The following is a 21936-nucleotide window of genomic DNA, read 5'->3' as shown; positions in this document are numbered from 1 at the left end:
TACCCGTTGCCTGGAATAGTTACGCAAGCTTGAAGCCGGCAACCGAACTCTTCAGTTCGGAGGCCAGTGCCGTCATCTGTGCCACCACTTCGGCCGTTTGCTTGGTGCCGGTCGTGGTTTGCTCGGTAACGGCCAGAATGTCGCGCATAGCGGCGTTCACTCGGGCAGCGAGCTGGGTCTGGTCTTCGGTTTCATGGGCAATCGATTCAATCAGGCGTGCCAGTTCGCGGGAAACGCGACCGATCTCGGCCAGTGCGGAACCGGCCGCGTCGGATAGCTTCGCGCCTTCCACCACGCCTTGCGTGGAAAGTTCCATGGCCGCCACGGCATCGTGGGTGTCGGCCTGAATGGTTTTCACGATTGCGCCGATCTGCTTCGTTGCCTCGGCGGAGCGTTCTGCAAGCCGCTGCACTTCTTCGGCCACGACCGAGAAGCCGCGGCCGGCTTCGCCTGCGGCTGCTGCCTGGATGGCGGCGTTCAGTGCCAGCACGTTGGTCTGTTCGGTAATGTCCGAGATCAGTTCCACGATTTCGCCGATCTCCTGCGAGGATTCGCCCAGCCGCTTGATTCGCTTGGCGGTTTCCTGAATCTGTTCGCGGATTTCGTTCATGCCCTTGATCTGGTTGTTCACCGCCTCGGCGCCCTGTTCGGCAGCGGACAGCGAGGCATGGGCCACCTTGGACGATTCGGTTGCCGATGTGGTCACGCCCTGGATCGAGCGCACGATCTGGCTGACGGCCTGGTTGGTTTCCACGATCTCGTGCGACTGGCGTTCTGCAGCGGTGTAGAGATCGCTGGAAATCTGGTGCGCTTGACCGGTAGCGCGCGTTACCTGCTCGGTGGCACGGTTGATCTCGGTAATCAGGGAGCGCAACTCATCGATCGTGAAGTTGATGGAGTCGGCAATGGCGCCGGTCAGGTCTTCGGTCACGGCGGCGCGCACGGTCAGGTCACCGTCTGCGAGGTCGGCCATGTCGTTCAGCAGGCGCAAAATGGCATCCTGGTTGCGGCGGTTTTCTGCTTCGGACTGCATGCGGCGGCGAACGGCTTCCTGATTGAAAACGCGGACCAGGAGGTAGAGGAAGCCCAGGAGGGCTACGGCTTCTATCACGCTCAAGACCAGGAATACATACGAGATGATGCCTTCGCCATAGCCGGCTGCCAGTCTGGATGATTTTTCGAGCAGGGTTTCCGAATCGCGGGTGATGGCGATGCTGGTCAGACGCACGCTTTCCAGCGCTGCGGTGTTGCGGACCACGATGTCCTTGAGCTGGGCGTACGGCTTGAACGCTTCGGTCAGTCGGGCCTTGTCCCCTCCGTTCAGGTTGGCAGCGGTCTTGTCAAAGAGATCGATGCTTGCAACAAGCGGCGCGGTCCATCCCGGTTTGGCCGTGTCGAAAGACAGCGCATCGTTCGCATGGCGGACCATCAGTGCGCCGATCTGTGGCAACTGGGCGGCAGCCGGGTTGCGCCCCGCGACTTCCTTGACCAGTGCGCCGAAAGCGGCGTCACCGGCGTTGATCTGGGTGATCTGCATTCCCATGGCAACCAGCACTTCTCTTTGCGCGAGAATGGTTGCCACGGACGGTTTGTTCTGGCCAGGCGTGAAAGAGTCGCTCCAGGTCTTGTGGATTTCGCCCAGTTCGTCCGGCTTGCCGGTCAGGAATCCCGAGCGATTTTCCAGCGTTTCCAGGTTCGAGCCGAAGCGGCCGAAAGCGCTTTCGAGCGCTTCGAACCCTTCCGTGCTGCCTCCTGTCGCCTTGGCCATGCTTTGAGGCAGGCGCAGGGACAGCATTTCCAGATCCTTGGCCATGATGCGGTTGGCAGCGGTCTGACTGGAAGCCTGGAAGGCCAGCAGAACTGTGGCCAGGAACAACAGCGCAGCGACCAGGGTACCAAGCTGCAGGACGGCCATTTGCATCCGGGCCGGCAGGTTGCCGATCACGGGAAGCGGCTTGAGTGCTTTTTCGTCCCCGCCGGAAATTTCCATCTTTTCCATGATCCAGCTCGTGTTGAGTGGATTGACGGTTTTGCTTCCCCCCTTGCGCGAGAACATATCAATGATCGTGTTCAGACCAGCCATGCTCAAGACTCCTCCGGCGACCTTGCGGCGCTCGATAATGTTGTAATTGGTAGACTGCGCTCTTGCCTCGTGCGTGCGGGTTGCTTCGCACGATTATTGTTTCCTGGATCAGGCGATAATCCCCGTTTGCAGAAAAGCGGGGTCGTTGACCAAGTGTTCGATATCCAGTTCCTGCCAGACCTGCCCCTTGTCATCCTTGTATGTTGACGTAATCCAGGCCGGGACGTCTGCTGGCAGAGGGGTGACGGTCATTGCGTCGGAATGCCTGATCCCGAGCATTCGCCCCACCAAAATTGAGGCATGGGGCAAGTGACGCGGCTGAATCAGCAAAATGCGCGACAATTGCGAGAGTGCCTGCGAGCCTTCGTTGAAGAAGGCCTGCAGATCGATCACGCTCATCAGGTTACCGCGTACGTTGGCAACCCCCTTGAGCCACGGGCGTGCCAAAGGGACTTCGGCAATGTTCGGCACAGGCAGAACTTCGGCGACATCCGCCAGTTTGACGAGCCATTGGCGTCCACCAATTTCCACTCCCAAGCGGGCATCGGCTTGGGCCGTTGCCGTGGCTTCCTGCAGGCGCACCAGCATGTTTTCCTGGTATTCGCGCAAATTGAACCGCTTGGCCATGACGCCTCCGTGGTTGACAGGACTTTTACAGAGCCGCGATCTTGGCCAGCAGTTCCTGGGGGTCTACCGGTTTGACGACATATTCAACCGCCCCCTGGCGCTTGGCCCAGACAATGTCGGTAGCCTGATTCTTGGAGGTGCACATGATGATCGGAATGTGCTTGGTGACCTCTTCCTTGCTGATGGCGCGCGTAGCCTGAAAGCCGTTCATGCCGGGCATGACGACATCCATGAGAATGAGATCCGGCATGATTTCCGCTGTACGGGCGACAGCTTCTTCGCCCGATTCGAGGGTTTGTACCTGAAAGCCGTTCTTGGTGAGCAATTCGCCCAAAAAATGGCGTTCTGTCGGGGAATCGTCAACGATCAGGATTTTTTTAATGGACATGTTCAACTCCGATGGTTTTTGAGTGGCTCCACTCAGGCCCCGCGCGTATGGGCGCTGACGGCCGCGAGCAGGCTGTCCTTGGTGAATGGTTTGGTCAGATATTCGTCCGACCCGACCATGCGTCCACGCGCACGGTCGAACAAGCCATCCTTCGACGACAGCATGACAACGGGAGTGGATTTGAAACGGGGATTCTTCTTGATCAGGGCGCAGGTCTGGTAGCCGTCAAGACGCGGCATCATCACGTCGACAAAGATCAGATCGGGGTGGTGGTCGGCAATCTTGGCCAGTGCATCGAAGCCGTCTTCGGCAAGGATGACTTCGCATCCTGCCTGGCCGAGAAATATCTCGGCGCTACGGCGGATGGTGTTGCTGTCGTCGATCACCATCACTTTCACACCGGCAATATCGGACATCGATCCACTCCTTTGTGTGACTGGTTTCCTGCCTGCAAACGGCTTCCGCCCGGCAAGATAGCATACAGCGGGTTACGGTTCCGTTATCGCGCATTGGGGGTGAATCCAATGCCAACCGAACCTGACATGAAACACACGCAACGATGTGCGCAAACCACTACGCATGATAACGGGTGGTCGCAAAAAATAACAAGGTGTCTGCGCAACGAAAGGAGCATCTATCGGAATTTGCAGGCAAAAAGAAACCCCGGTCCAAAAGGGAGATAGACCGGGGCCATAGACGTTCCGGACCAGCCGGAACCCCGCTCAGGGAGGAGAAGCGGGAGGCGCGGGGTGGCGCCTGAACTGATAGTAGGTGGCAAACCGAAAAAATCAAGAAACTATTTTTCACTATCCATCTGCGGTTCTTCTTCCATTTCGTAGCTGACGGCATCGAACCAGCCGCCGACGATTTCTTCCACTTTTTCCACCCCTTTCTTTTTCAGGCTGGAAAAGAGCTGCACCGTGATCATCGAATCTTCGGCGAACTCGGTTTCGACCGCGCGCAGGGTCTTGATCTGTTCCTGATGGGTGAGCTTGTCGGCCTTGGTCAGCAGGCAATGGATCGGCTTGCCGGTCGGGCGGAACCAGTCGATCATGCGCCGGTCCAGTTCGGTCAGCGGCCGGCGGGCATCCATGATCAGCACCAGGCCGATCAGGTTTGTGCGGGTCATCAGGTAGTAACTGAGCAGCTTTTCCCAGTGCGCGCGCACCGCGGCAGGCACTTCGGCATAGCCGTAGCCGGGCAGGTCGACCAAGCGGCGCTCGTTGCCGAAATCGAAATAGTTGATGTGCTGGGTGCGCCCCGGCGTCTTGGAGACGAAAGCCAGCCGCGTATGGTTGGCCAGCGTGTTGATGGCGCTGGACTTGCCGGCGTTGGAGCGGCCGGCAAAAGCGACCTCGATCCCTTCCTGCGGCAGTTGCCGCAGGTCGTTGACGGTGGTGAGAAAGCGCAGGGAGGTGAAAAGGGACATGGGTAATGAGTGCTGTTGCTGTGCGGATAACTGGACAGGATACCAGATTGGCTAGGCAGCGCCGATGCGGGCGGCCAAAACGAGCTGCTCGACGGCCGACCAGTCGGGGGCCGCGGGGGCTTGCACGATCAATTCCAGCCGGCTGTCGCGCCGCCACGCCGCCGGCATCACGCCCGGCATGCCGTCCACCCAGTCGAAGCGGTACCAGTCGCGCTCGGTGTGAACGACGGCCTTGGCGCGGGTGAGCCCGTCCAGCCCGAGTTTTTCGGCCTGACTGAGTGATTCGAAGAGATTGGCCATTGCCGCGCTGTCGAACAGTGTTTCCGGCGCAAAGATCCAGCCGCAACTGTGGCTGCCGAGACTCGATTGCTGTTTGCGTACCGGCCAGCTTTCCGGTTCGGCGGCGTTCTCCGGTTTGGTCTTGCGCCGGGCAAGGCGTGGCGCGTTGGTGCTGTGCGCATGCGGAGCGCCCGGCTCCGGCCAGCGTTCGGGGTGCAGCTCCAGATCGAGCAGCGCCGGATCGAATTCGCCGTTGACCGAAGTCTGCACCGCGAGCTTGGGCGGAAACAGTGCCGCGCTCATCGCCTGCGCGCGTTCGATCTGGGCCGCGTCGGCCAGATCGCACTTGTTGAGGATCAAGACATCGGCGAGCTGGATCTGGTCGCGCCAGGTTTCGTGGCCGGTGTAGCGCAGGTCGTCGAGATGGCGCGGGTCGAGCAACGTGATGACGGCGCGCACTTCGAAAGTCTTGGCCATGAACGGATCGCGCAGCAGATCGACGATGCCGGCGGGATGGCCCAAGCCGGAGGGCTCAATCAGCAGGCGGTCCGGACGGCGCTCTTTCACCAGACGGTTGAGGGCAGTGCGCAGCATCGGGCTGGTGGTGCAGCAGACGCAACCGCCCGGCACTTCGGCCACCTGCAGGCCGTCACCGGCCGTCGAAAGCGTGGCGCCGTCGATGCCGACTTCGCCGAATTCGTTGACCACGATGGCCCAGTATTCGTCGGCCGGCTTGTCGGCCAGAAGCTTTGTCAGAGCCGTGGTCTTGCCCACGCCGAGGAAACCGGTGACGAGATTGACGGGGATGCGGGGAGGGTTCTGTTCCTGAAGATTCATGCTGGGTTCAGCCAGTTCACGATCGGCTGCCACTCGGTATAGTCGCGCTCGTAACGCGGACGCGGCAGGTCGAACAGCGTCAGGCCCTTGGGTTGCAGTTGTACGTAAAGCTGGGTTTCACGCAGGTGCGAGAGCACCGGCAAGTCAAAGTTGGCAAGAAACGCTTCAAGCTCCTGCGCACTACGGGTGCGCGGATTGACGCACATCCCCACGACCGCGATCTTGACCTCGCCCTTGCGCACCGATTTTTCTTCGGCCAGTTGGCGGAAGAAATCTTCGCTGGCCCACATGTCGAAGAAGCCGGCGCGTACCGGCACCAGCACCCGGCGCACGACCTTGAGCGCGGCATCAAGCTTCTTGCCATGCAGCCCGGCCGGGCTGTCGAGTACGGCCACGGTCGTGCCTTTGGGCGGGCGCGCCGGTTCGCGGTCTTTCAGCTCCCAACCCTGTATTTCCGGGAAATTCTCCGGGCGCAGACGCAGCCAGTGGCGCGAGGTCTGCTGCCGGTCGATGTCTCCGAGCATGACCTGTTCGCCCTCCCAGGCAAAGTAACCGGCCAGATTGGTCGCCAGCGTCGATTTGCCGCTGCCGCCCTTGGGGTTGGCGATCAGGATGGATTGCATGATCCTAAAAACCTCAGTTGGACGTGTTCGATAGTGGTGCTGGCGGGGCGGATGGCTAGGCGCGACGAGGACGCAGGGCCATCCCCTGCTACGAGAAGCAACGACGCCATGCGTCCCGCCAGTGCCGCTTGCGGATGCGTAGCGCGCTCACCCGGAAGGTGAAGAGTAAAAAACCGGTCAAGCCAAGCATTCATCTGTGGTTCCATGGGGAAAAGCGGTCAACGGAGGTTTTTAGGATGACGTCTATTCCGGTTTCGGTTTGTTGGGGCGCTTTTTCGCTTCATCGGTATGCAGCAATTGCATCGCCGCGCCCATGTCGCCGGCGAGCATTTTGGGGAGTACGACATGCGCGCGGTTGAGCGCGTCGTCGATCAGCTCCTGCTCCTCGCGCCGCGCCGGTTTGAGCACGAAGCTCGCCACCTCGTTCTTGTTGCCGGGGTGGCCGATGCCGACGCGCAAGCGCCAGAAATTCGGCGTGGACAGGTGCGCCTGGGTGTCTTTCAGCCCGTTGTGACCGCCGTTGCCGCCGCCTTGCTTGAGCTTGAGCTGGCCAGGCGGAATATCGAGTTCATCGTGAACCACGAGGATTTCATCGGGCAGGATGCGGTAGAACTGCGCCAGCGATACGACCGACAGGCCGCTGCGGTTCATGAAGGTCTGCGGCTGCAACAGCCAGACTTCGCGCCCTTCCAGACGCACTTTGGCGACCAGCCCGTGGAATTTCGATTCGTGACGCAATGAGGCCCCGCCCGCGCGGGCAAGCTCATCGACAAACCAGAAGCCCGCGTTGTGGCGGGTCTGAGCGTATTCCGCGCCGGGGTTGCCAAGACCTACGATCAGTTTGATATTCGACATGATGCATGGATAAAACGTGAATGGCCGCCATCATACCGCGACCAGCACGGGATGGCGCAAAATCACGCCTTGTCGGGGGTGGGAGGCGTTTTTTCCTCCGCTGTTTTGGGCGTTTTGCTTTTCCGCTGTTTGACCGAGGGCTCGCCTTTTTGCAGATGGGCCAGACGACGGCGGATGTCGTCGGAATCCATCCAGATGTCCTCGCCGCGCAGGATGCGTGCCACCTCGTCGTCGGTCAGGAAGGGCTTGCAGACCTGGCGCATGACCTTTTCGAACCATCTGCTGATCGCCATCACCTGCGCCTGCTGTTCGTTGCCCTTGCCGATCAGCGCGGAAGAGTAGTTGTGGAACATCAGCTGGCAGGTATCGTGGACGACGAGTTCATCCCCGGCCAGGAAGATCATCGCCCCCATCGAATAGGCGCGCGCTTCGAGGATGGTGACAACGTGCGCATCGCTCGCGCCGATGTTGTTGATGATCTGCAGGCCGGTGTCGAAATTGCCGCCGGGCGTATTCAGGTGCAGCAGGACCAGATCGCTCTTGCTTGCGGTCCGTAGCGTGTAGAGGAGTTCTGTGTACTGGATCGGTGCGCCGATTTCCCCCGACAGGTAGAAGGAAATCTGCCGCACCACGCCCTGGCTTTCATAGCGCCGGAACGGAGGCAGCTCGGGCGGCTCGTCCTTGTCTTCTTCGTCCGCCTTCAGGCGGAGAGGTTCCAGTGATGTCATGGCGTGGTCTCCCCGTTTGGCCGAATCCATAACATCAGCATAGGCACCCTCAGCGGGGAATTGAAACCAGAAAATCCGTGACCAGTGCGGCCAGCCCCGGCGTTTCCAGCTCCGCAAATTCGTAGCGGGCGCGCACGACGGGTTTGTCGGGGCGGAGCAGGGCCGCGAGGTCGATGGGCGATGCGGAAATCACGATATCGACCGGCGTCGCGGCAATGGTCTGGCGCAGCGCATCGAGCTGTTCGCGCGAATAGCCCAGCGCCGGCAACACGGCACCCAAGTGCGGGTATTGTACGTAGGCGGCCTGCAGCAACGGCGAGGCATGGGCGCGCGGATCGACAATCTCGGCGCCTGCGCGCGTGGCCGCAACATAACCTGCGCCCCATGCCATCCCGCCGTGCGTGACCGTGGGGCCGTCTTCGACTACCAGCACGCGCTGGCCTTTCAGGGGGAGGGTGGTATCCAGTTGCACCGGCGAGGCCGCGCGGACGATGCGCGCCGCCGGGTTGAGTGCGCGAGCGGCCGTCTCGACGCGCGCCACGTCTTTCGGCTCCGCGGAATCGCACTTGGCGACGACGACCACGTCTGCCATGCGCAGCACGGCCTCGCCGGGATGGTGCGTGCGCTCGTGCCCCGGTCGCAGCGGATCGACCAGCACGATATGCAGATCGGGGCGCAGGAACGGAAAATCGTTGTTGCCCCCGTCCCAGAGAATGATGTCGGCTTCCTCCTGCGCCAGCGCAACGATGCGCGCGTAATCGACGCCGGCGAAAACCACGTTGCTGGCGGCGAGATGCGGCTCGTATTCCTCCCGCTCCTCGATCGTGCAATCCGCGGTATCCAGATCGGCCATGGAGGCGAAACGCTGCACGGCCTGACGGGCCAGATCGCCGTAGGGCATGGGGTGGCGCATGACCGCGACGCGATGGCCGGCTGCTTTCAACAGCCGTGAAAGATAGCGGGTGGTTTGCGATTTGCCGCAGCCGGTCCGCACCGCGGATACGGCGATGACCGGAACGGCGGCTTTCAGTTGCGTGCGCTCCGGCCCCAGCAGCAGGAAATCGGCGCCGCATGCCAGCACCTGCGAGGCAAGGTGCATGACATGGCAGTGGGGAACATCGCTGTAGGCGAAGACCACCTGGTCGATGTGATGTTGCCGGCAGAGCGCCGCGAGCTCCTTTTCGTCGTGGATCGGAATGCCTTCGGGATAGCGCGGACCGGCCAGCTCCGGCGGGTAGCTGCGCCCCGCAATGCCGGGAATCTGCGCTGCCGTAAAAGCGACCACCTCCACACCGGGGTCGTCGCGATAGACCACGTTGAAGTTGTGAAAATCCCTCCCGCCCGCGCCGAGGATCAGGATGCGCATTTCATGCTTCATCCGTGGTGCGGTTATACGAGGCCGCGCCCGTCACGCCGTGAATGCCAGCGATCACCAGCACGAACCAGAGCGAAAGCGTGCTTGTCGCCGGCTGGACAATCGAAGCACCTGCGAGAACCAGCCCCGCAGCGGCGGCCAGCGCGAGTACAAGCAGCAGACTCGAAGCGCCAAGGAATACTTTACGAATTTTGGGGCGGTTGGCGCCGACAATGACTAGCACGTAACCCGTGATGACAAATGCCGGAAATGCCAGCCACAGGGACAAGCCAGGTGGAGGCGGAATCAGGCCAAAGGGCGCCAGCACGAGCCCGGTACCGGCAAGAATACCCAATGCAATCAAAACAATACCGGTCAGGAGCAGGATCATGATGGGTCTCGCTGTTTTTCAGGACTACTTCCGTGGTAGCACATGATTTAGTTTCCTGACAGAAAAGAGGAGATGTAAAACGGCCAGAAGGGACGATTTAATTCGGAGGAGTTTGCCTTCTTTTGTCATGGTTTCGACGATTTTTTATTATGCGGGATGACATCCATCTACCCGCAGAATAGACTGGTAATTGACATTCAATTAATACATTGGTGACAAGGATGTCTCGGAAATCTTTCGATAAAAAACTTTCTTCTCAAGTCAAATTTGACTTGACCCATGCGCTTGATCGGATGCGCGCGGAAGTCGCCGAGCGGATAAGCATACTGGATCGGCACCAGCGCTCGCTGGACGACATGCGGCAGAGGCTGTCCGACGCGAATCAACGCCTGACCCGCAGCGGCGCTGTTTCTTCAGCCGTCTTCCTGAGCATGACGACAAGCGGCGTGATCACCGAAATCGATGCCGATGGCTCGTGTTTGTTCGGCAGTTCTCCGGATCCTCTGCTTGGCCAGCGCTTTCTGTCTTGCATCATCCCGGATGAGCGAGAGTACTGGCAGCGGGTTCTCGAAGCGACACGCGAGGGAAGTGGCGTGCAGAGTGGCGAGCTTTCCCTGCAACAGGCCGACGGTAGCATCATCGATGTCCGTTTCGATGCCATTCATGCGAACGATCTGACACAGGGTCCGTTTGTGCGAGTCGCTCTCTCGGAAATCAGCGAGATCAAACAGATCGCCAAGGATCTCAACAGTCTTTACCGGTCGGACGTGGCGCTGCAGCACGTTTCCACTGACGGCTGGTTGCGCGGCGTCATCGAACAGTCTCTGGCAGGTATCTACCTGATTCAGGATGGGCGTTTCGCGTATGCCAACCAGGGGTTTGCCGATATCTTCGGCTATGAATCGGCAAGCGCCATCGTCGGCAAGCTGTCGGTCGGCGAGTTCGTCGTGCCGGAAGACAGGGATAAGGTGGCCGAGAACATCCGTCGCCGCATGGCAGGCGAAGTTCCGGAAATGCGCTACAGCTTCACCGGTTTGCGCAAGGGAGGCGAGCGGATCGAGGTCGAGGTTCACGGGCGCCGGATGGAGTTCAATGGCAAGCCAGCGGTCATCGGCGTCATTATCGACATTACCGAGCGCAAGCGTGCCGAGCAGCAACTTCGTATCGCAGCGGCCGCTTTCGAAGCCCAGGAGGGGATTCTCGTCACCGATACGGATGAAAACATCCTCCGCATCAACGAGGCGTGCCAGCAGATCACGGGCTATGCGGCGGCGGAAATGGTGGGAGAAACCCCCGGGATGCTGAAATCGGGGCGGCATGACGCCGCGTTTTACCGTTCGATGTGGGAGAGCATCCTCGCCACCGGTTCATGGCGCGGTGAAATCTGGAACAAACGCAAGAATGGCGAGATTTATCCTGAATGGCTGACGATCACCGCCGTCAAGAACGCCGAAGGCGTCGTGACCCATTATGTCGCAACCTTCCTGGATATTTCCGAACGCAAGGCGGCGGAGTCCAGGATCGAGTATCTGGCCTTCTACGATCAGTTGACCCGCCTGCCGAACCGTCGGCTGTTGCTGGACCGGTTGCAACGCGCGATGGCGGTCAGTTCGCGGCGGGGGACGGAAGGCGCATTGCTGGTCATCGATCTGGATGATTTCCGGGGGCTTAACGATACGTTTGGCCATGATCAGGGCGACACCCTGCTCCAGCTGGTTGCCGAACGACTCAAGGCCTGCGTGCGCGAAGGGGATACCGTTGCGCGCCTCGGCGGCGACGAATTCGTCATGATGCTGGAAGGCCTGAGCAGCGTGCCGGAAGAGGCCGCCGAACAAAGCAAGATCATCGCCGAGACGATTCTCGAAACGCTCAATCAGCCCTATTTGCTGGCCAATCGCGAGCACCACAGCACCTCAAGCATCGGGGTGACGTTGTTCAGCGACCAGAAAAACAATATCGATGAATTGCTCAAGCGTGCCGATCTGGCGATGTACAAGGCCAAGCAGGCCGGTCGCAATACCCTGTGCTTCTTCGATCCAGACCTCCAGGCCTCGGTTGCGCGGCGCATGTCGCTGGAGGCCGACATGCGCGCCGGTTTGCGCAAGAACCAGTTTTTTGCCGTCTATCAGCCGCAAGTCAATCACGAGCAGCAGGTCTTTGCCGTCGAAGCGCTGATTCGATGGAATCATCCCGCGCGCGGAATCGTTTCGCCCGGCGAGTTCATTCCCGTTGCCGAGAGCAGCGGCCTGATCCTCGCCCTCGGGCAATGGATGTTGCGCGAAGCGTGTCGCCAGCTTGTCGAATGGCAGCGCGTGCCGGAACTGGCGCATCTGACGGTGGCAGTGAACGTCAGTGCGCGACAATTCCATCACCCGGATTTTGTCGAACAGGTGTTGCTCGCGCTTGACGAGACCGGCGCCGATCCGAAGAAACTCAAGCTGGAGTTGACGGAAAGCCTGCTGCTCGACGATGTCGAAGCGGTCATCGGGCGCATGACCGCATTGAAGGCGCACGGCGTCAGTTTCTCGCTGGACGATTTCGGCACCGGCTATTCGTCGCTCGCATACCTGAAGAAACTACCTCTTGATCAACTGAAAATCGATCAGTCCTTTGTTCGCGAAGTGGTTTCAGCCGCCAATGATGCCGCCATTACGCATGCGATCATCGGCATGGCGAAAAGCCTGGGACTTTCCGTTATTGCCGAAGGCGTTGAAGAAGAGGCGCAGCGTGCCTACCTGGCAAAACAGGGGTGTCATGCGTTCCAAGGCTATTTATTTGGTCGTCCCGTTAGAGCGGAAGAGTTGCGGGAAGTTTTTGCCACTTTTTTCACGGATTGAGTTAAATGGCTGAGCAACCATTTGATTGCATCGACACTTGGATGTGTTTCATCGGGGCGAATGGGGTGTGCCAGCCATTGAGGGGGATTTGGTAGTTCAATACGGCAAGCTGCAAGGGTGCGGACAAAAGAGATGGCGGAAGCCAAAGTGCAGGTGAATATATAAAAGGCCAGAAAAGACCAAGGGCCTGAAGATCATTGATCAACAGGCCCTTGATTTTATTGGTCGGAGTGGCGGGATTCGAACTCGCGACCCCTTGCACCCCATGCAAGTGCGCTACCAGGCTGCGCTACACTCCGAAAGAGAGGCGGATTATACCCACTACCGCTTGGTCTGGCTAGCTTTTAAGCCAAACCAGCAATTCTTCCAGTTCATGGCGGACTTCGCTGGTATCCGTGCTTTCCAGATATTCCACTACGACCGGGTCGCCGGAGATGCTGGCGAGCTGGTTGCGGGCGCCGCTGATGGTGAAGCCCTGTTCGTACAGCAGCGAGCGGATGCGGCGAACCAGCAGCACCTCGTGGTGCTGGTAGTAGCGCCGGTTGCCGCGTCGCTTGACGGGCTTGAGCTGCGTGAACTCCTGTTCCCAGTAGCGCAGGACATGCGGCTTGACGCCGCAGAGGTCGCTGACTTCGCCGATGGTGAAGTAGCGCTTGGCCGGGATCGGCGGGAGCTCAGTGGTTGGAACTACGTTGCTGCTGCTTTGCATAGTGAAGCTCGACCATGCCCTTCAGCTTCTGGCTGGCGTGGAAAGTCACGACCCGGCGGGCGGAAATGGGGATTTCTTCGCCTGTCTTGGGGTTGCGGCCCGGACGTTGCGGCTTGTCGCGCAACTGGAAATTGCCAAATCCGGAAAGCTTGACGGTATCGCCCTCGGCGAGCGAGGCGCGGATTTCATCAAAAAAGGCCTCAACCATATCCTTGGCTTCGCGCTTGTTGAGGCCCACCTTGTCAAACAGCATGTCTGCGAGGTCTGCTTTGGTCAGTGTCATGTTTCTTTTCTCAAACTTCTTTTTCAGACTCTCAGTGTTGCGCCGCATTCCTCCGCTTTGCGGATCAGGCCCGCAATGGCAGCGTCAACGTCCTCTTCTGTGAGGGTTTTCTGAGTATCTTGCAACAACACCTTGAATGCAAGGCTTTTTCTTCCTTCCGCCACGCCTTTGCCGCGATAGACATCGAAGAGCTTGATGCCGGTCACGAGCGGGTGGTTGAGGCTGGAAAGCGCCCTGAGGAGGGTTTCGGCCGGGAGCGTTTCGTCGGCAACCAGCGCCAGGTCGCGGCGTACCGGCTGGAATTTCGATACCGGCTGGGCGCTGATCGTGGCGATGGTGGTCAGGGCTGCCAGTTCCAGTTCGAACAGCACCGGGGCGCTGCCGAGGTCGTTGGCCTGTACCCAGCGCGGGTGCAATTCACCCACGACACCGATCACCTTACCGTCGAGGACGACTTCGGCACTGCGGCCCGGGTGCAGGGCCGGGTGGCTGGCGCGGCGGTATTCGGCGACGCGCGGAGCGAGCAGGGCTTCGACATCGCCCTTGATGTCGAAGAAGTCGATCTTGTCCTTGCTGGCACCCCATTGTTCTTCAAAGCGGCTGCCCCAGGCGAGGCCGGCGATCTTTTCCGGTTGCTGGTCGGCTGCGGTGCTGTTGAAGATGCGGCCGATCTCGAACAGGCGCACACGCTCGTGCTTGCGGTTGATGTTGTGCTGCAGGGCGTTGAGCAAGCCTCCGAACAGGGTGGAACGCATCACGCTCATCTGCGAGGCGATCGGGTTGATCAGGCGCACCGGCGTGCTGTTGCCGGCGTAATCGGCTTCCCACTGCTCTTCGACGAAGGCGTAGGTGACGGCTTCCTGATAGTCGCGGCTGACCATCAAATCGCGCAGCACGGCCTTGCCACGGCGGTGTCCGGGTTGTGGCAGCATGAAGAGACGGGTTTCTGACGGCTGTACCGGCACGTTGTCGTAGCCGAACAGGCGGGCCACTTCCTCGATTAGGTCTTCTTCGATTTCGAGGTCGAAACGGAACGAGGGTGGGGTGACGGTGATGACATCGCCGGCGATCTCGCACGGCAGGCCCAGACCGCGCAGCAGGTCGAGAATCTCGTCGGCGGAAAGCTGTACGCCGAGCACCTTGGCGACACGGCTGACACGCAGGGCAACCGGCTTGCGGGCCGGCAGTTTCGCGCTGGCTTCATTGATCGGGCCGGCTTCGCCGCCGCAGATATCGAGCACCAGTTGCGTGGCGCGTTCCAGCGCGGCGACGCAGTTGGCAAAATCCACGCCGCGTTCGAAGCGGTGCGAGCTGTCGGAGCCGAAACCGATGCGGCGCGCCTTGCCGGCGATGACTGCCGGGGCGAAGAAGGCGGATTCCAGGAAGATGTCCTTGCAACCGGCTTCGACGGCGGATTCCGCGCCGCCCATGATGCCGGCGAGCGCGACCGGGCCGGCTTCGTCGGCGATGACGAGCATGTCGGCTTCGAGGGCCAATTCCTTGTCGTTCAGGAGCTTGATGGTCTCGCCGGTCTTGGCGAAGCGGGCGCTGATGCCGCCATTGAGCTTGGCCAGATCGAAGGCGTGCATCGGCTGGCCGAGTTCGAGCAGCACGTAATTGGTGATGTCGACGATCGCGGAAATCGCGCGCACACCGGAGCGCTCCAGGCGCTGCTTCATCCAGTCCGGCGTTGCCACGGCTTGGTTGACGTTGCGCACAATGCGGCCGGCATAGCGCGGGCAGGCGTCGCTGGCGGCCAACGTCACCGCGCGCGTATCGCCGTGCGTGGCCGGTACGGTCTTGATTTCAACCGGCTTCAGCTCTGCGCCGGTCAGTGCGGCCACTTCGCGGGCGATGCCGCGGATCGACAGGCAGTCGGCGCGGTTGGGCGTGAGTTTGAGCGTGAACAGGCGGTCGTCGAGCTTGAGGTAGTCGCGGATCGACTGGCCGACCGGTGCATCGGCCGGCAGGATCAGCAGGCCGCTGGCTTCGTCGCTGATGCCGAGTTCCTTGGCCGAGCAGAGCATGCCCGCGGATTCAATGCCGCGCACCTTGGCTTGCTTGATGGCGAAGTCGCCGGGCAGCAGGGCGCCGACGCGCGCGCACGGCACTTTGGCGCCGGCGACCACGTTGGGCGCGCCGCAGACGATCTGCAGCGGTGCGGCTTCGCCGACGTTGACGGTGCAGACGTTGAGGCGGTCGGCATCCGGGTGTTTCTGCACGGTCAGCACTTCGGCGACGATCACCTGTGTGAAAGCGGGTGCAGCCGGGTCGTTTTCTTCGACTTCCAGCCCGGCCATGGTCAAAAGATGGGCCAGGGCTTCGGAATCCAGCGCCGGGTTGACCCACGTGCGCAGCCATTGTTCAGAGAATTGCATGTTGTTCTCCTCCGCTTACCTGAATTGTTCGAGGAAGCCGAGATCGTTCTCGAAGAAGAGGCGCAGATCGTTGACGCCGTAATAGAGCATGGCAAAACGGTCGAGACCGATGCCGAAGGCAAAGCCGGTGTGCTTTTCGCTGTCGATGCCGACATTCTTCAGCACGTTCGGGTGCACCATGCCGCAGCCGCCGACTTCCAGCCAGCCGCGCTTGCCCAGCACGTCGATTTCGGCGGACGGTTCGGTGAACGGGAAGAACGAGGGGCGGAAGCGCACTTGCAGATCGTCCTGCTCGAAGAACTTGCGCAGGAAGTCGATCAGCACGCTCTTGAGGTCGGCGAACGAAACGTTTTCATCGACCCACAGGCCTTCCATCTGGTGGAACATCGGCGAGTGGGTGGCATCGGAATCGACGCGGTAGACGCGGCCCGGGGCGACGATCTTGATCGGCGGGGCGTTGTCGAGCATGTAGCGCACCTGGATCGGCGAGGTGTGCGTACGCAGGACCAGTGGCGCTTCCGGGGTGGAACCTTCGACGTAGAAGGTATCCTGCATGGCGCGGGCCGGGTGGTCCTTGGGGATGTTCAGGGCTTCGAAATTGTGGAAATCGGTTTCGATTTCCGGTCCGTCGGCGACTTCGAAGCCGAGCGAAGCGAACAGGGTTTCGATGCGCTGCTGTACCAGCGTGACCGGGTGCAGTCCGCCTTGCGGGTTGCTGCGGCCGGGCAGGGTGATGTCGAGCGCTTCGGCGGCGAGCTGGGCGGCGAGTTTTTCGGCGGCCAGAGCTTCGCGGCGGGCGTTGAGCGCGGCCTCAAAGGCCTGCTTGGCCTGGTTGACGGTCGCGCCGAAGGTTTTCTTTTCTTCCGGCGGCAAGGTGGCCAGTTGTTTCAGGAGCGCGTTGATCGTGCCCTGTTTGCCCACGTAGTGCGCTTTGACGTTTTCGAGTTCCTGCGGATCGTGGGTCGCGGCAAGTTGCGCGAGCCCCTGTTCCAGGATGGCTTGGACGTTATCGGTCATGGTCGTGGCCAGAAGAGGTTATCTAAAAAGGAGGGTAATAAAAAAGGGAGGCAGCAAGCCTCCCTTTCAGTACAGCGCTGGATCAGGCGAGGCTGGCCTTGGCTTGCTCGACAAACTTGGCAAATGCCGGCTTGTCAAACACGGCCAGGTCGGCCAGAACCTTGCGGTCCACTTCGATACCGGCCTTCTTCAGACCGTTCATGAACTTGCTGTACACCAGACCGCACTCACGGGCAGCCGCGTTGATACGGGCGATCCAGAGTTGACGGAATTGGCGCTTTTTCTGACGACGATCACGGTAGGCGTATTGGCCTGCCTTCATCACCGCTTGCTTGGCAATGCGGTAGACGTTTTTACGGCGGCCGCGATAGCCTTTGGCAAGAGCCAGAACTTTTTTGTGACGGGCACGAGCCGTTACACCACGTTTAACGCGAGGCATGTGTCTTCTCCTTTAGTTATGCGTAGGGCAACATGGCGCGTACGTGACCCATGTCACAGGCGGTCACTTGTTGGGTGCCGCGCAGTTGGCGCTTGTTCTTGGTGGTTTTCTTGGTCAGGATGTGGCGCTTGAACGCTTTGCTGCGCTTGATGCCGCCACTGCCTTGAACGATGAAGCGCTTTTTGGCGCCGCTCTTCGTTTTCATCTTGGGCATGGAAATGCTCCTAATACTGTTTAGTCCGGCGACAGGCGCTTTCCGGAGAAAGTCTTTGGTGCCCGCCACCACGCTTTTGTTTGCAGCTACCGGCAGTTGGACTGCCTTGCCGGACGTAGCTGCCAGTCCGGTTTAAATCATCAGACCTTTTTCTTCGGCGCCAGCATCATGACCATCTGGCGACCTTCGAGCTTGGGGAACTGCTCTACAACGGCCAGTTCACCCAAATCGGCTTCAATGCGCTTGAGTTGCGCCATGCCGATTTCCTGGTGGGCCATTTCACGGCCACGGAAGCGCAAGGTGATCTTGGCTTTGTCGCCGTCTTCCAGGAAACGGATGACGTTGCGCAGCTTGATCTGGTAGTCGTTCTCGTCCGTTCCTGGGCGGAACTTCACTTCCTTGATCTGGACCTGCTTCTGCTTGAGCTTGGCCGCGTGTTGCTTCTTGGCGTTCTGGTACTTGAATTTGCCGTAATCCATCAAGCGGCAAACAGGTGGTTGCGCGGTGGGCGCAATTTCCACCAGGTCCAGTTCGGCCTCTTCGGCCTGACGCAATGCATCGTAAAGGCTCACGATGCCAAGTTGTTCACCTTCCGGGCCTTGCAGACGAATTTCGCGCGCGGTGATCTCACCATTGATCCGCGGCTCTTTTTCCTGGGCAGCTATCGCAGTTCTCCAAATCAAGTCAAAACAAAAACCGTGCGGATGTCGCCGGATCAGGCTGGATTCAGCTCGGTTTGCAGGCGCTCAATCAGCGCTGCGACCGTCATTTGACCCAGGTCTTCACCGGTGCGGCTACGCACGGCCACCAAGCCTGCTTCTTTTTCCTTGTCCCCCACAATTAATTGATAGGGAAGGCGCAGCAGACTGTTGTCGCGGATTTTACGGGTTATTTTCTCGTTTCTCAAGTCGGCTTCTGCGCGCAGGCCGGCAATCTTCAATTGTGCCACGACTTCCTGTGCGTAATCGGCCTGGTGCTCGGAAATATTCATGACCACCATCTGGGTCGGAGCAAGCCACAACGGGAAGGCTCCGGCGAAGTGTTCGATCAGGATGCCGATGAAGCGTTCCATTGATCCAAGAACCGCACGGTGCAGCATGACCGGGTGCACGCGGGTGCTGTGCTCGTCCACATATTCCGCGCCCAGACGCACAGGCAGGTTGAAGTCGAGCTGCAGGGTGCCGCATTGCCAAACCCGGCCAAGGCAATCCTTGAGCGAGAATTCGATCTTCGGTCCGTAGAAGGCGCCTTCGCCCGGTTGCAGTTCGTAGGCCAGGTTCTTGGCGTCCAGGGCGGAGGCGAGCGCGGCTTCGGCGCGGTCCCATTGTTCTTCGGTGCCGACACGCTTTTCCGGGCGGGTAGAGAGCTTGACGATGATGTCTTCAAAGCCGAAAGCCTTGTAGACCTTCTGCAACAACTCGATGAAGGCAGCGGATTCGTCCTGTACTTGCTCCGGGGTGCAGAAAATGTGGGCGTCGTCTTGCGTGAAGCCGCGTACGCGCATCATACCGTGCAGGCTGCCGGTCGGTTCGTTGCGGTGGCAGGAGCCGAATTCGGCGTAGCGCAGCGGCAGGTCGCGGTAGGAGCGCAGGTCGCTGTTGAATACCTGGATGTGGCCCGGGCAGTTCATCGGCTTGACGGCGTAATCGCGTTTTTCTGACTCGGTGGTGAACATCAGGTCGTGGTAGTTTTCCCAGTGGCCGGATTTTTCCCACAGTACGCGGTCCATCATCAGCGGGGTGCGGATCTCGTTGTAGCCGTGTGCGGTCAGTACGCGGCGCATGTATTGCTCGATCGACTGCCACAGGCTCCAGCCCTTCGGGTGCCAGAAGATCATGCCGGGCGCTTCGTCCTGCATGTGGAAGAGGTCGAGCGCCTTGCCGATCTTGCGGTGGTCGCGCTTTTCGGCTTCTTCGAGCATGTGCAGGTACTGGTCGAGATCTTCTTTCTTGGCCCATGCGGTGCCGTAGACGCGTTGCAGCATCTCGTTCTTGCTGTCGCCGCGCCAGTAAGCGCCGGCGACCTTCATCAGCTTGAATACTTTCAGCTTGCCGGTCGACGGTACGTGCGGGCCGCGGCAAAGATCGGTGAACTCGCCTTGCTTGTAGAGCGACAGGATCTGGTCGGCCGGGATGGATTCGATGATCTCGGCTTTGTATTTTTCGCCGATCGACTTGAAATAGGCCACGGCTTCGTCGCGGGTGACTTCCTGGCGTTCCAGCGGGGTATCTGCCTTGGCAAGCTCGGCCATCTTCTTTTCGATGGCGGCGAGGTCTTCCGGCGTGAACGGGCGCTTGTAGGAGAAATCGTAATAGAAGCCGTTGTCGACGACCGGGCCGATGGTGACTTGGGCATCCGGGAGCAGGGTTTTGACGGCTTGGGCCAGCAAGTGAGCTGTCGAGTGGCGGATGATGTCCACGCCTTCGGCATCGCGGTCGGTGATGATGGCAAGTTGTACGTCACGGTCGATCAGGTAGCTGGTGTCGACTGGCGTGCCGTCGATTTTGCCGGCCAGGGCTGCTCGAGCCAAACCGGCGCCAATGCTGGCGGCAACCTGGGCAACGGTCAGGGGGGCATCAAAGCTGCGCTGGGAGCCATCGGGAAGCGTTACGACGGGCATAGTCATCACCTGCAATCAATATTCAAAACGGCAAAAAAAAAGTGCGGCTTGCGCCGCACCTTCTGTCTGAATCAAGCCCAATGCACGGCTACCGGATAGTGGTCTCGGTAGTGGTGCGAGTTCGGAACATGGGCTTGATTCCTTTGTATTCGTTGGTAGGCACGATTGGACTCGAACCAACGACCCCCACCATGTCAAGGTGGTGCTCTAACCAGCTGAGCTACGTGCCTAACGAGAGAACGGCATTCTACTGAACACCTCTCTGTTTGGCAAGCACAAACGCTACGCGCGCTCAAACCTCCTCACCGGGAATTCTTGGATCATTGCCGGTGAGGGGGCTGAATGGAATGGTTTTCAGTTTTGCGGTTTAGCGGCTTTTTCTTGCATCGCTGGTGCAGCAGGCATTGCGGCATTCTTTTGTAGCGCTTCTATTTTATTGTTTAACAAAAGAATTTCTGTTTGGGAGATCAGCAATCCTTCGCCGGTACGCTTCAAGTTGATCAGGGACAAAACCAGTGCCAGTAGCGCCAGAATAAAAGCTGCTGCGACCCAGATGCCCAGCCGTTGAGGTTCGATGATGTGTTTTTCTTCGGACATGATGTACTACTCCTTTCCATTGTGGTTGCCATGCGCTTGTACTGCTACTGCTGAACATCATCCAGGCTGGTTGCAGGCCAACCGTTGATGAAAATCTACTTCTCGGAGGCGCCCCCTTTGGGGGACGGGTCATTCTTCGCAACGTGAACCGCAGGACGGGATTCAAATTGCGCGACATTGGCAGCGACATCCTTGCCCAGCAGCAATCGCGCCTGAATGTTCTGACGAAGCTTGTCGCTTTGAACCAGTTCCATATTTCCCGGCAAGCTGGATTTGAGACGCTGCGCCTCATCCCGGAAACCGGGGCGGTACTGGATCTGGGTTACTTCCACCTGGAACGGTTTCTGGTTGGTCAGCCGTGAGGTTGGATAACCCTGCTTGCCAAGATAAGTGCTGACTTTTTTGGCAAATCCGTTTACGCCGTTTCCGTTGGAAATTTCCAGGCGCAATTGAGCGGGAGTGGCCGTTGCTGCTGTTTTCCTGGTTGGCGCATCGATTTGCACTTTGGATGTTTGCGGCAAAGGTGCACGTTCCCGTATTTCGTAGATGTTTGGTGCAAGTTGAACTGCTTCCAGCTGTCCTCGGGACTCTATTGGTATGAGCTGCGGAGCATTATCTCTACCGGTCTGCGTTTGCGGTGGTGGCGGATCTTGCGTTGTGGCTACAGCCTGCGATGGTGAGCCCTCTACCTGGAGATTCGTGCCGGAGACGTTGGCGGGCGGGGTATAGCCGGGGTTGCCGGTTTTGGCATAGGCCAGGTTGAGATTGCTCAACGTACCCCGATTGTCCGGCGCAAGAACCAAGGCTTGCTCCAGTGCCGTGACGGCGGCGGCGTAATTGCCTTGCAGATAGAGCGTATGCCCCAGGTTGTTGTGGATATGCGCGGCAGCGGGCGCGAGCTTGATGGCAGTCTGGAATTCCTTGACGGCCTCGTCAAGGCGGCCCTGCAAGGCCAGGATGACGCCAAGCCCATTGCGTGCCTCGACAAAACCGGGATCTGTACTCAGGGCCTTGCGGTATGCCACTGCGGCTTGTTCGTAGCGCTGTTGTCCCTGGTAGTAGCGCCCTTGTTGGTACAGGGAGTCGGGCGTTTCGGTGGTTTTGTTGACGCTGTAAACCGGATTGCTCCCCCACAGCTTGTTGCTGGCGGTTTGCAGCATCGAGCAACTGCCGAGGAAAGGCAGGCAACAAACCATCGGTAGAAGAATTTTTTGCGTTTTCATGTTGAGCGCTCCTGTCTTGATTAGG

The 21936-nt window shown here is 59.6% G+C and carries 22 protein-coding genes and 2 tRNA genes; 1 reads left to right on the top strand and 23 read right to left on the bottom strand.

The genetic code is table 11. The features are described 5' to 3' along the window. Positions 1-19 precede the first annotated feature (19 nt). The 11 genes from BMZ36_RS04125 to BMZ36_RS04075 form a co-directional block, all read right to left on the bottom strand. Positions 20-2083, bottom strand: coding sequence for a methyl-accepting chemotaxis protein (locus BMZ36_RS04125; RefSeq protein WP_091191722.1), 2064 nt, complete (start codon positions 2081-2083; stop codon positions 20-22). Positions 2084-2191: 108 nt separating this feature from the next. Beyond that, a complete protein-coding gene (locus BMZ36_RS04120; protein ID WP_091191720.1) occupies positions 2192-2710 on the bottom strand; it encodes a chemotaxis protein CheW in 519 nt (172 codons plus the stop codon). Positions 2711-2735: 25 nt separating this feature from the next. Further along, entirely contained in the window at positions 2736-3098 is a 363-nt protein-coding gene (locus BMZ36_RS04115; protein ID WP_091191717.1) for a response regulator, read from the bottom strand. 32 nt (positions 3099-3130) lie between these two features. Continuing rightward, positions 3131-3514, bottom strand: a complete 384-nt coding sequence (gene pilG / locus BMZ36_RS04110) for a twitching motility response regulator PilG (RefSeq protein WP_091191715.1) — start codon at positions 3512-3514, stop codon at positions 3131-3133. Between the two features lie 380 nt (positions 3515-3894). After that, complete coding sequence (gene yihA / locus BMZ36_RS04105) at positions 3895-4527, bottom strand: ribosome biogenesis GTP-binding protein YihA/YsxC (RefSeq protein WP_091191712.1); 633 nt, start codon at positions 4525-4527, stop codon at positions 3895-3897. A gap of 51 nt (positions 4528-4578) precedes the next feature. Beyond that, positions 4579-5643 carry a CobW family GTP-binding protein gene (locus tag BMZ36_RS04100; RefSeq protein WP_091191710.1) on the bottom strand — a complete coding sequence of 355 codons (1065 nt, stop codon included), beginning with the start codon at positions 5641-5643 and terminating at the stop codon, positions 4579-4581. After that, positions 5640-6266: a nucleotide-binding protein gene (locus BMZ36_RS04095; protein ID WP_177187768.1), complete on the bottom strand. Its 627-nt coding sequence runs from the start codon at positions 6264-6266 to the stop codon at positions 5640-5642. Before BMZ36_RS04095 ends, BMZ36_RS04100 begins: the two co-directional genes overlap by 4 nt. A 243-nt stretch (positions 6267-6509) precedes the next feature. Then, positions 6510-7121, bottom strand: a complete 612-nt coding sequence (gene pth, locus BMZ36_RS04090; protein ID WP_091191706.1) for an aminoacyl-tRNA hydrolase — start codon at positions 7119-7121, stop codon at positions 6510-6512. Between the two features lie 62 nt (positions 7122-7183). Next, complete coding sequence (locus tag BMZ36_RS04085) at positions 7184-7849, bottom strand: Clp protease ClpP (protein WP_091191816.1); 666 nt, start codon at positions 7847-7849, stop codon at positions 7184-7186. Positions 7850-7898: 49 nt separating this feature from the next. Beyond that, on the bottom strand, positions 7899-9215 hold the full coding sequence (locus tag BMZ36_RS04080) for a cyclic 2,3-diphosphoglycerate synthase (protein ID WP_218142625.1): 1317 nt from the start codon (positions 9213-9215) through the stop codon (positions 7899-7901). Position 9216: 1 nt separating this feature from the next. Then, positions 9217-9594: a hypothetical protein gene (locus BMZ36_RS04075; RefSeq protein ID WP_091191703.1), complete on the bottom strand. Its 378-nt coding sequence runs from the start codon at positions 9592-9594 to the stop codon at positions 9217-9219. A gap of 293 nt (positions 9595-9887) precedes the next feature. On the opposite strand from BMZ36_RS04075, the gene BMZ36_RS04070 reads away from it, so the two are divergent. After that, positions 9888-12431 (top strand): sensor domain-containing protein, encoded by a 2544-nt coding sequence (locus tag BMZ36_RS04070; RefSeq protein WP_177187767.1) that lies wholly within the window; start codon positions 9888-9890, stop codon positions 12429-12431. Between the two features lie 222 nt (positions 12432-12653). Here the strand turns inward: BMZ36_RS04070 and BMZ36_RS04065 are convergent. The 12 genes from BMZ36_RS04065 to BMZ36_RS04010 all read right to left on the bottom strand — a co-directional run bounded on the left by BMZ36_RS04065 (position 12654) and on the right by BMZ36_RS04010 (position 21911). After that, a tRNA-Pro gene (locus BMZ36_RS04065) sits at positions 12654-12730 on the bottom strand. A 38-nt stretch (positions 12731-12768) separates the two neighbouring features. Beyond that, the gene (locus tag BMZ36_RS04060) at positions 12769-13140 is read right to left on the bottom strand and encodes a MerR family transcriptional regulator (protein WP_091191699.1); all 372 of its coding nucleotides are present in this window, start codon (positions 13138-13140) and stop codon (positions 12769-12771) included. After that, positions 13106-13423: an integration host factor subunit alpha gene (locus BMZ36_RS04055; RefSeq protein WP_091191813.1), complete on the bottom strand. Its 318-nt coding sequence runs from the start codon at positions 13421-13423 to the stop codon at positions 13106-13108. Before BMZ36_RS04055 ends, BMZ36_RS04060 begins: the two co-directional genes overlap by 35 nt. A 23-nt stretch (positions 13424-13446) precedes the next feature. Beyond that, positions 13447-15801 carry a phenylalanine--tRNA ligase subunit beta gene (gene pheT, locus BMZ36_RS04050; protein ID WP_091191696.1) on the bottom strand — a complete coding sequence of 785 codons (2355 nt, stop codon included), beginning with the start codon at positions 15799-15801 and terminating at the stop codon, positions 13447-13449. A 15-nt stretch (positions 15802-15816) separates the two neighbouring features. Next, entirely contained in the window at positions 15817-16818 is a 1002-nt protein-coding gene (gene pheS, locus BMZ36_RS04045; RefSeq protein ID WP_091191694.1) for a phenylalanine--tRNA ligase subunit alpha, read from the bottom strand. An 82-nt stretch (positions 16819-16900) separates the two neighbouring features. After that, positions 16901-17257 (bottom strand): 50S ribosomal protein L20, encoded by a 357-nt coding sequence (gene rplT, locus BMZ36_RS04040; protein WP_091191692.1) that lies wholly within the window; start codon positions 17255-17257, stop codon positions 16901-16903. Positions 17258-17273: 16 nt separating this feature from the next. Beyond that, on the bottom strand, positions 17274-17471 hold the full coding sequence (gene rpmI, locus BMZ36_RS04035; RefSeq protein WP_091191689.1) for a 50S ribosomal protein L35: 198 nt from the start codon (positions 17469-17471) through the stop codon (positions 17274-17276). 140 nt (positions 17472-17611) lie between these two features. Further along, positions 17612-18154 carry a translation initiation factor IF-3 gene (infC, locus tag BMZ36_RS04030; RefSeq protein ID WP_444542564.1) on the bottom strand — a complete coding sequence of 181 codons (543 nt, stop codon included), beginning with the start codon at positions 18152-18154 and terminating at the stop codon, positions 17612-17614. Between the two features lie 32 nt (positions 18155-18186). Beyond that, entirely contained in the window at positions 18187-20091 is a 1905-nt protein-coding gene (gene thrS, locus BMZ36_RS04025) for a threonine--tRNA ligase (RefSeq protein ID WP_091191685.1), read from the bottom strand. Between the two features lie 153 nt (positions 20092-20244). Continuing rightward, a tRNA-Val gene (locus BMZ36_RS04020) sits at positions 20245-20321 on the bottom strand. Between the two features lie 124 nt (positions 20322-20445). Then, positions 20446-20688, bottom strand: coding sequence for a hypothetical protein (locus BMZ36_RS04015; RefSeq protein ID WP_091191682.1), 243 nt, complete (start codon positions 20686-20688; stop codon positions 20446-20448). Between the two features lie 95 nt (positions 20689-20783). Next, complete coding sequence (locus tag BMZ36_RS04010) at positions 20784-21911, bottom strand: LytR C-terminal domain-containing protein (protein ID WP_143085966.1); 1128 nt, start codon at positions 21909-21911, stop codon at positions 20784-20786. Between the last annotated feature and the right edge of the window lie 25 nt (positions 21912-21936).

This window comes from Formivibrio citricus (assembly GCF_900115065.1).
Taxonomy (GTDB): Bacteria; Pseudomonadota; Gammaproteobacteria; order Burkholderiales; family Chitinibacteraceae; genus Formivibrio; species Formivibrio citricus.
Note: the sequence above shows the minus strand (reverse complement) of the source record. Positions and strands in the feature narration are given on the sequence as shown.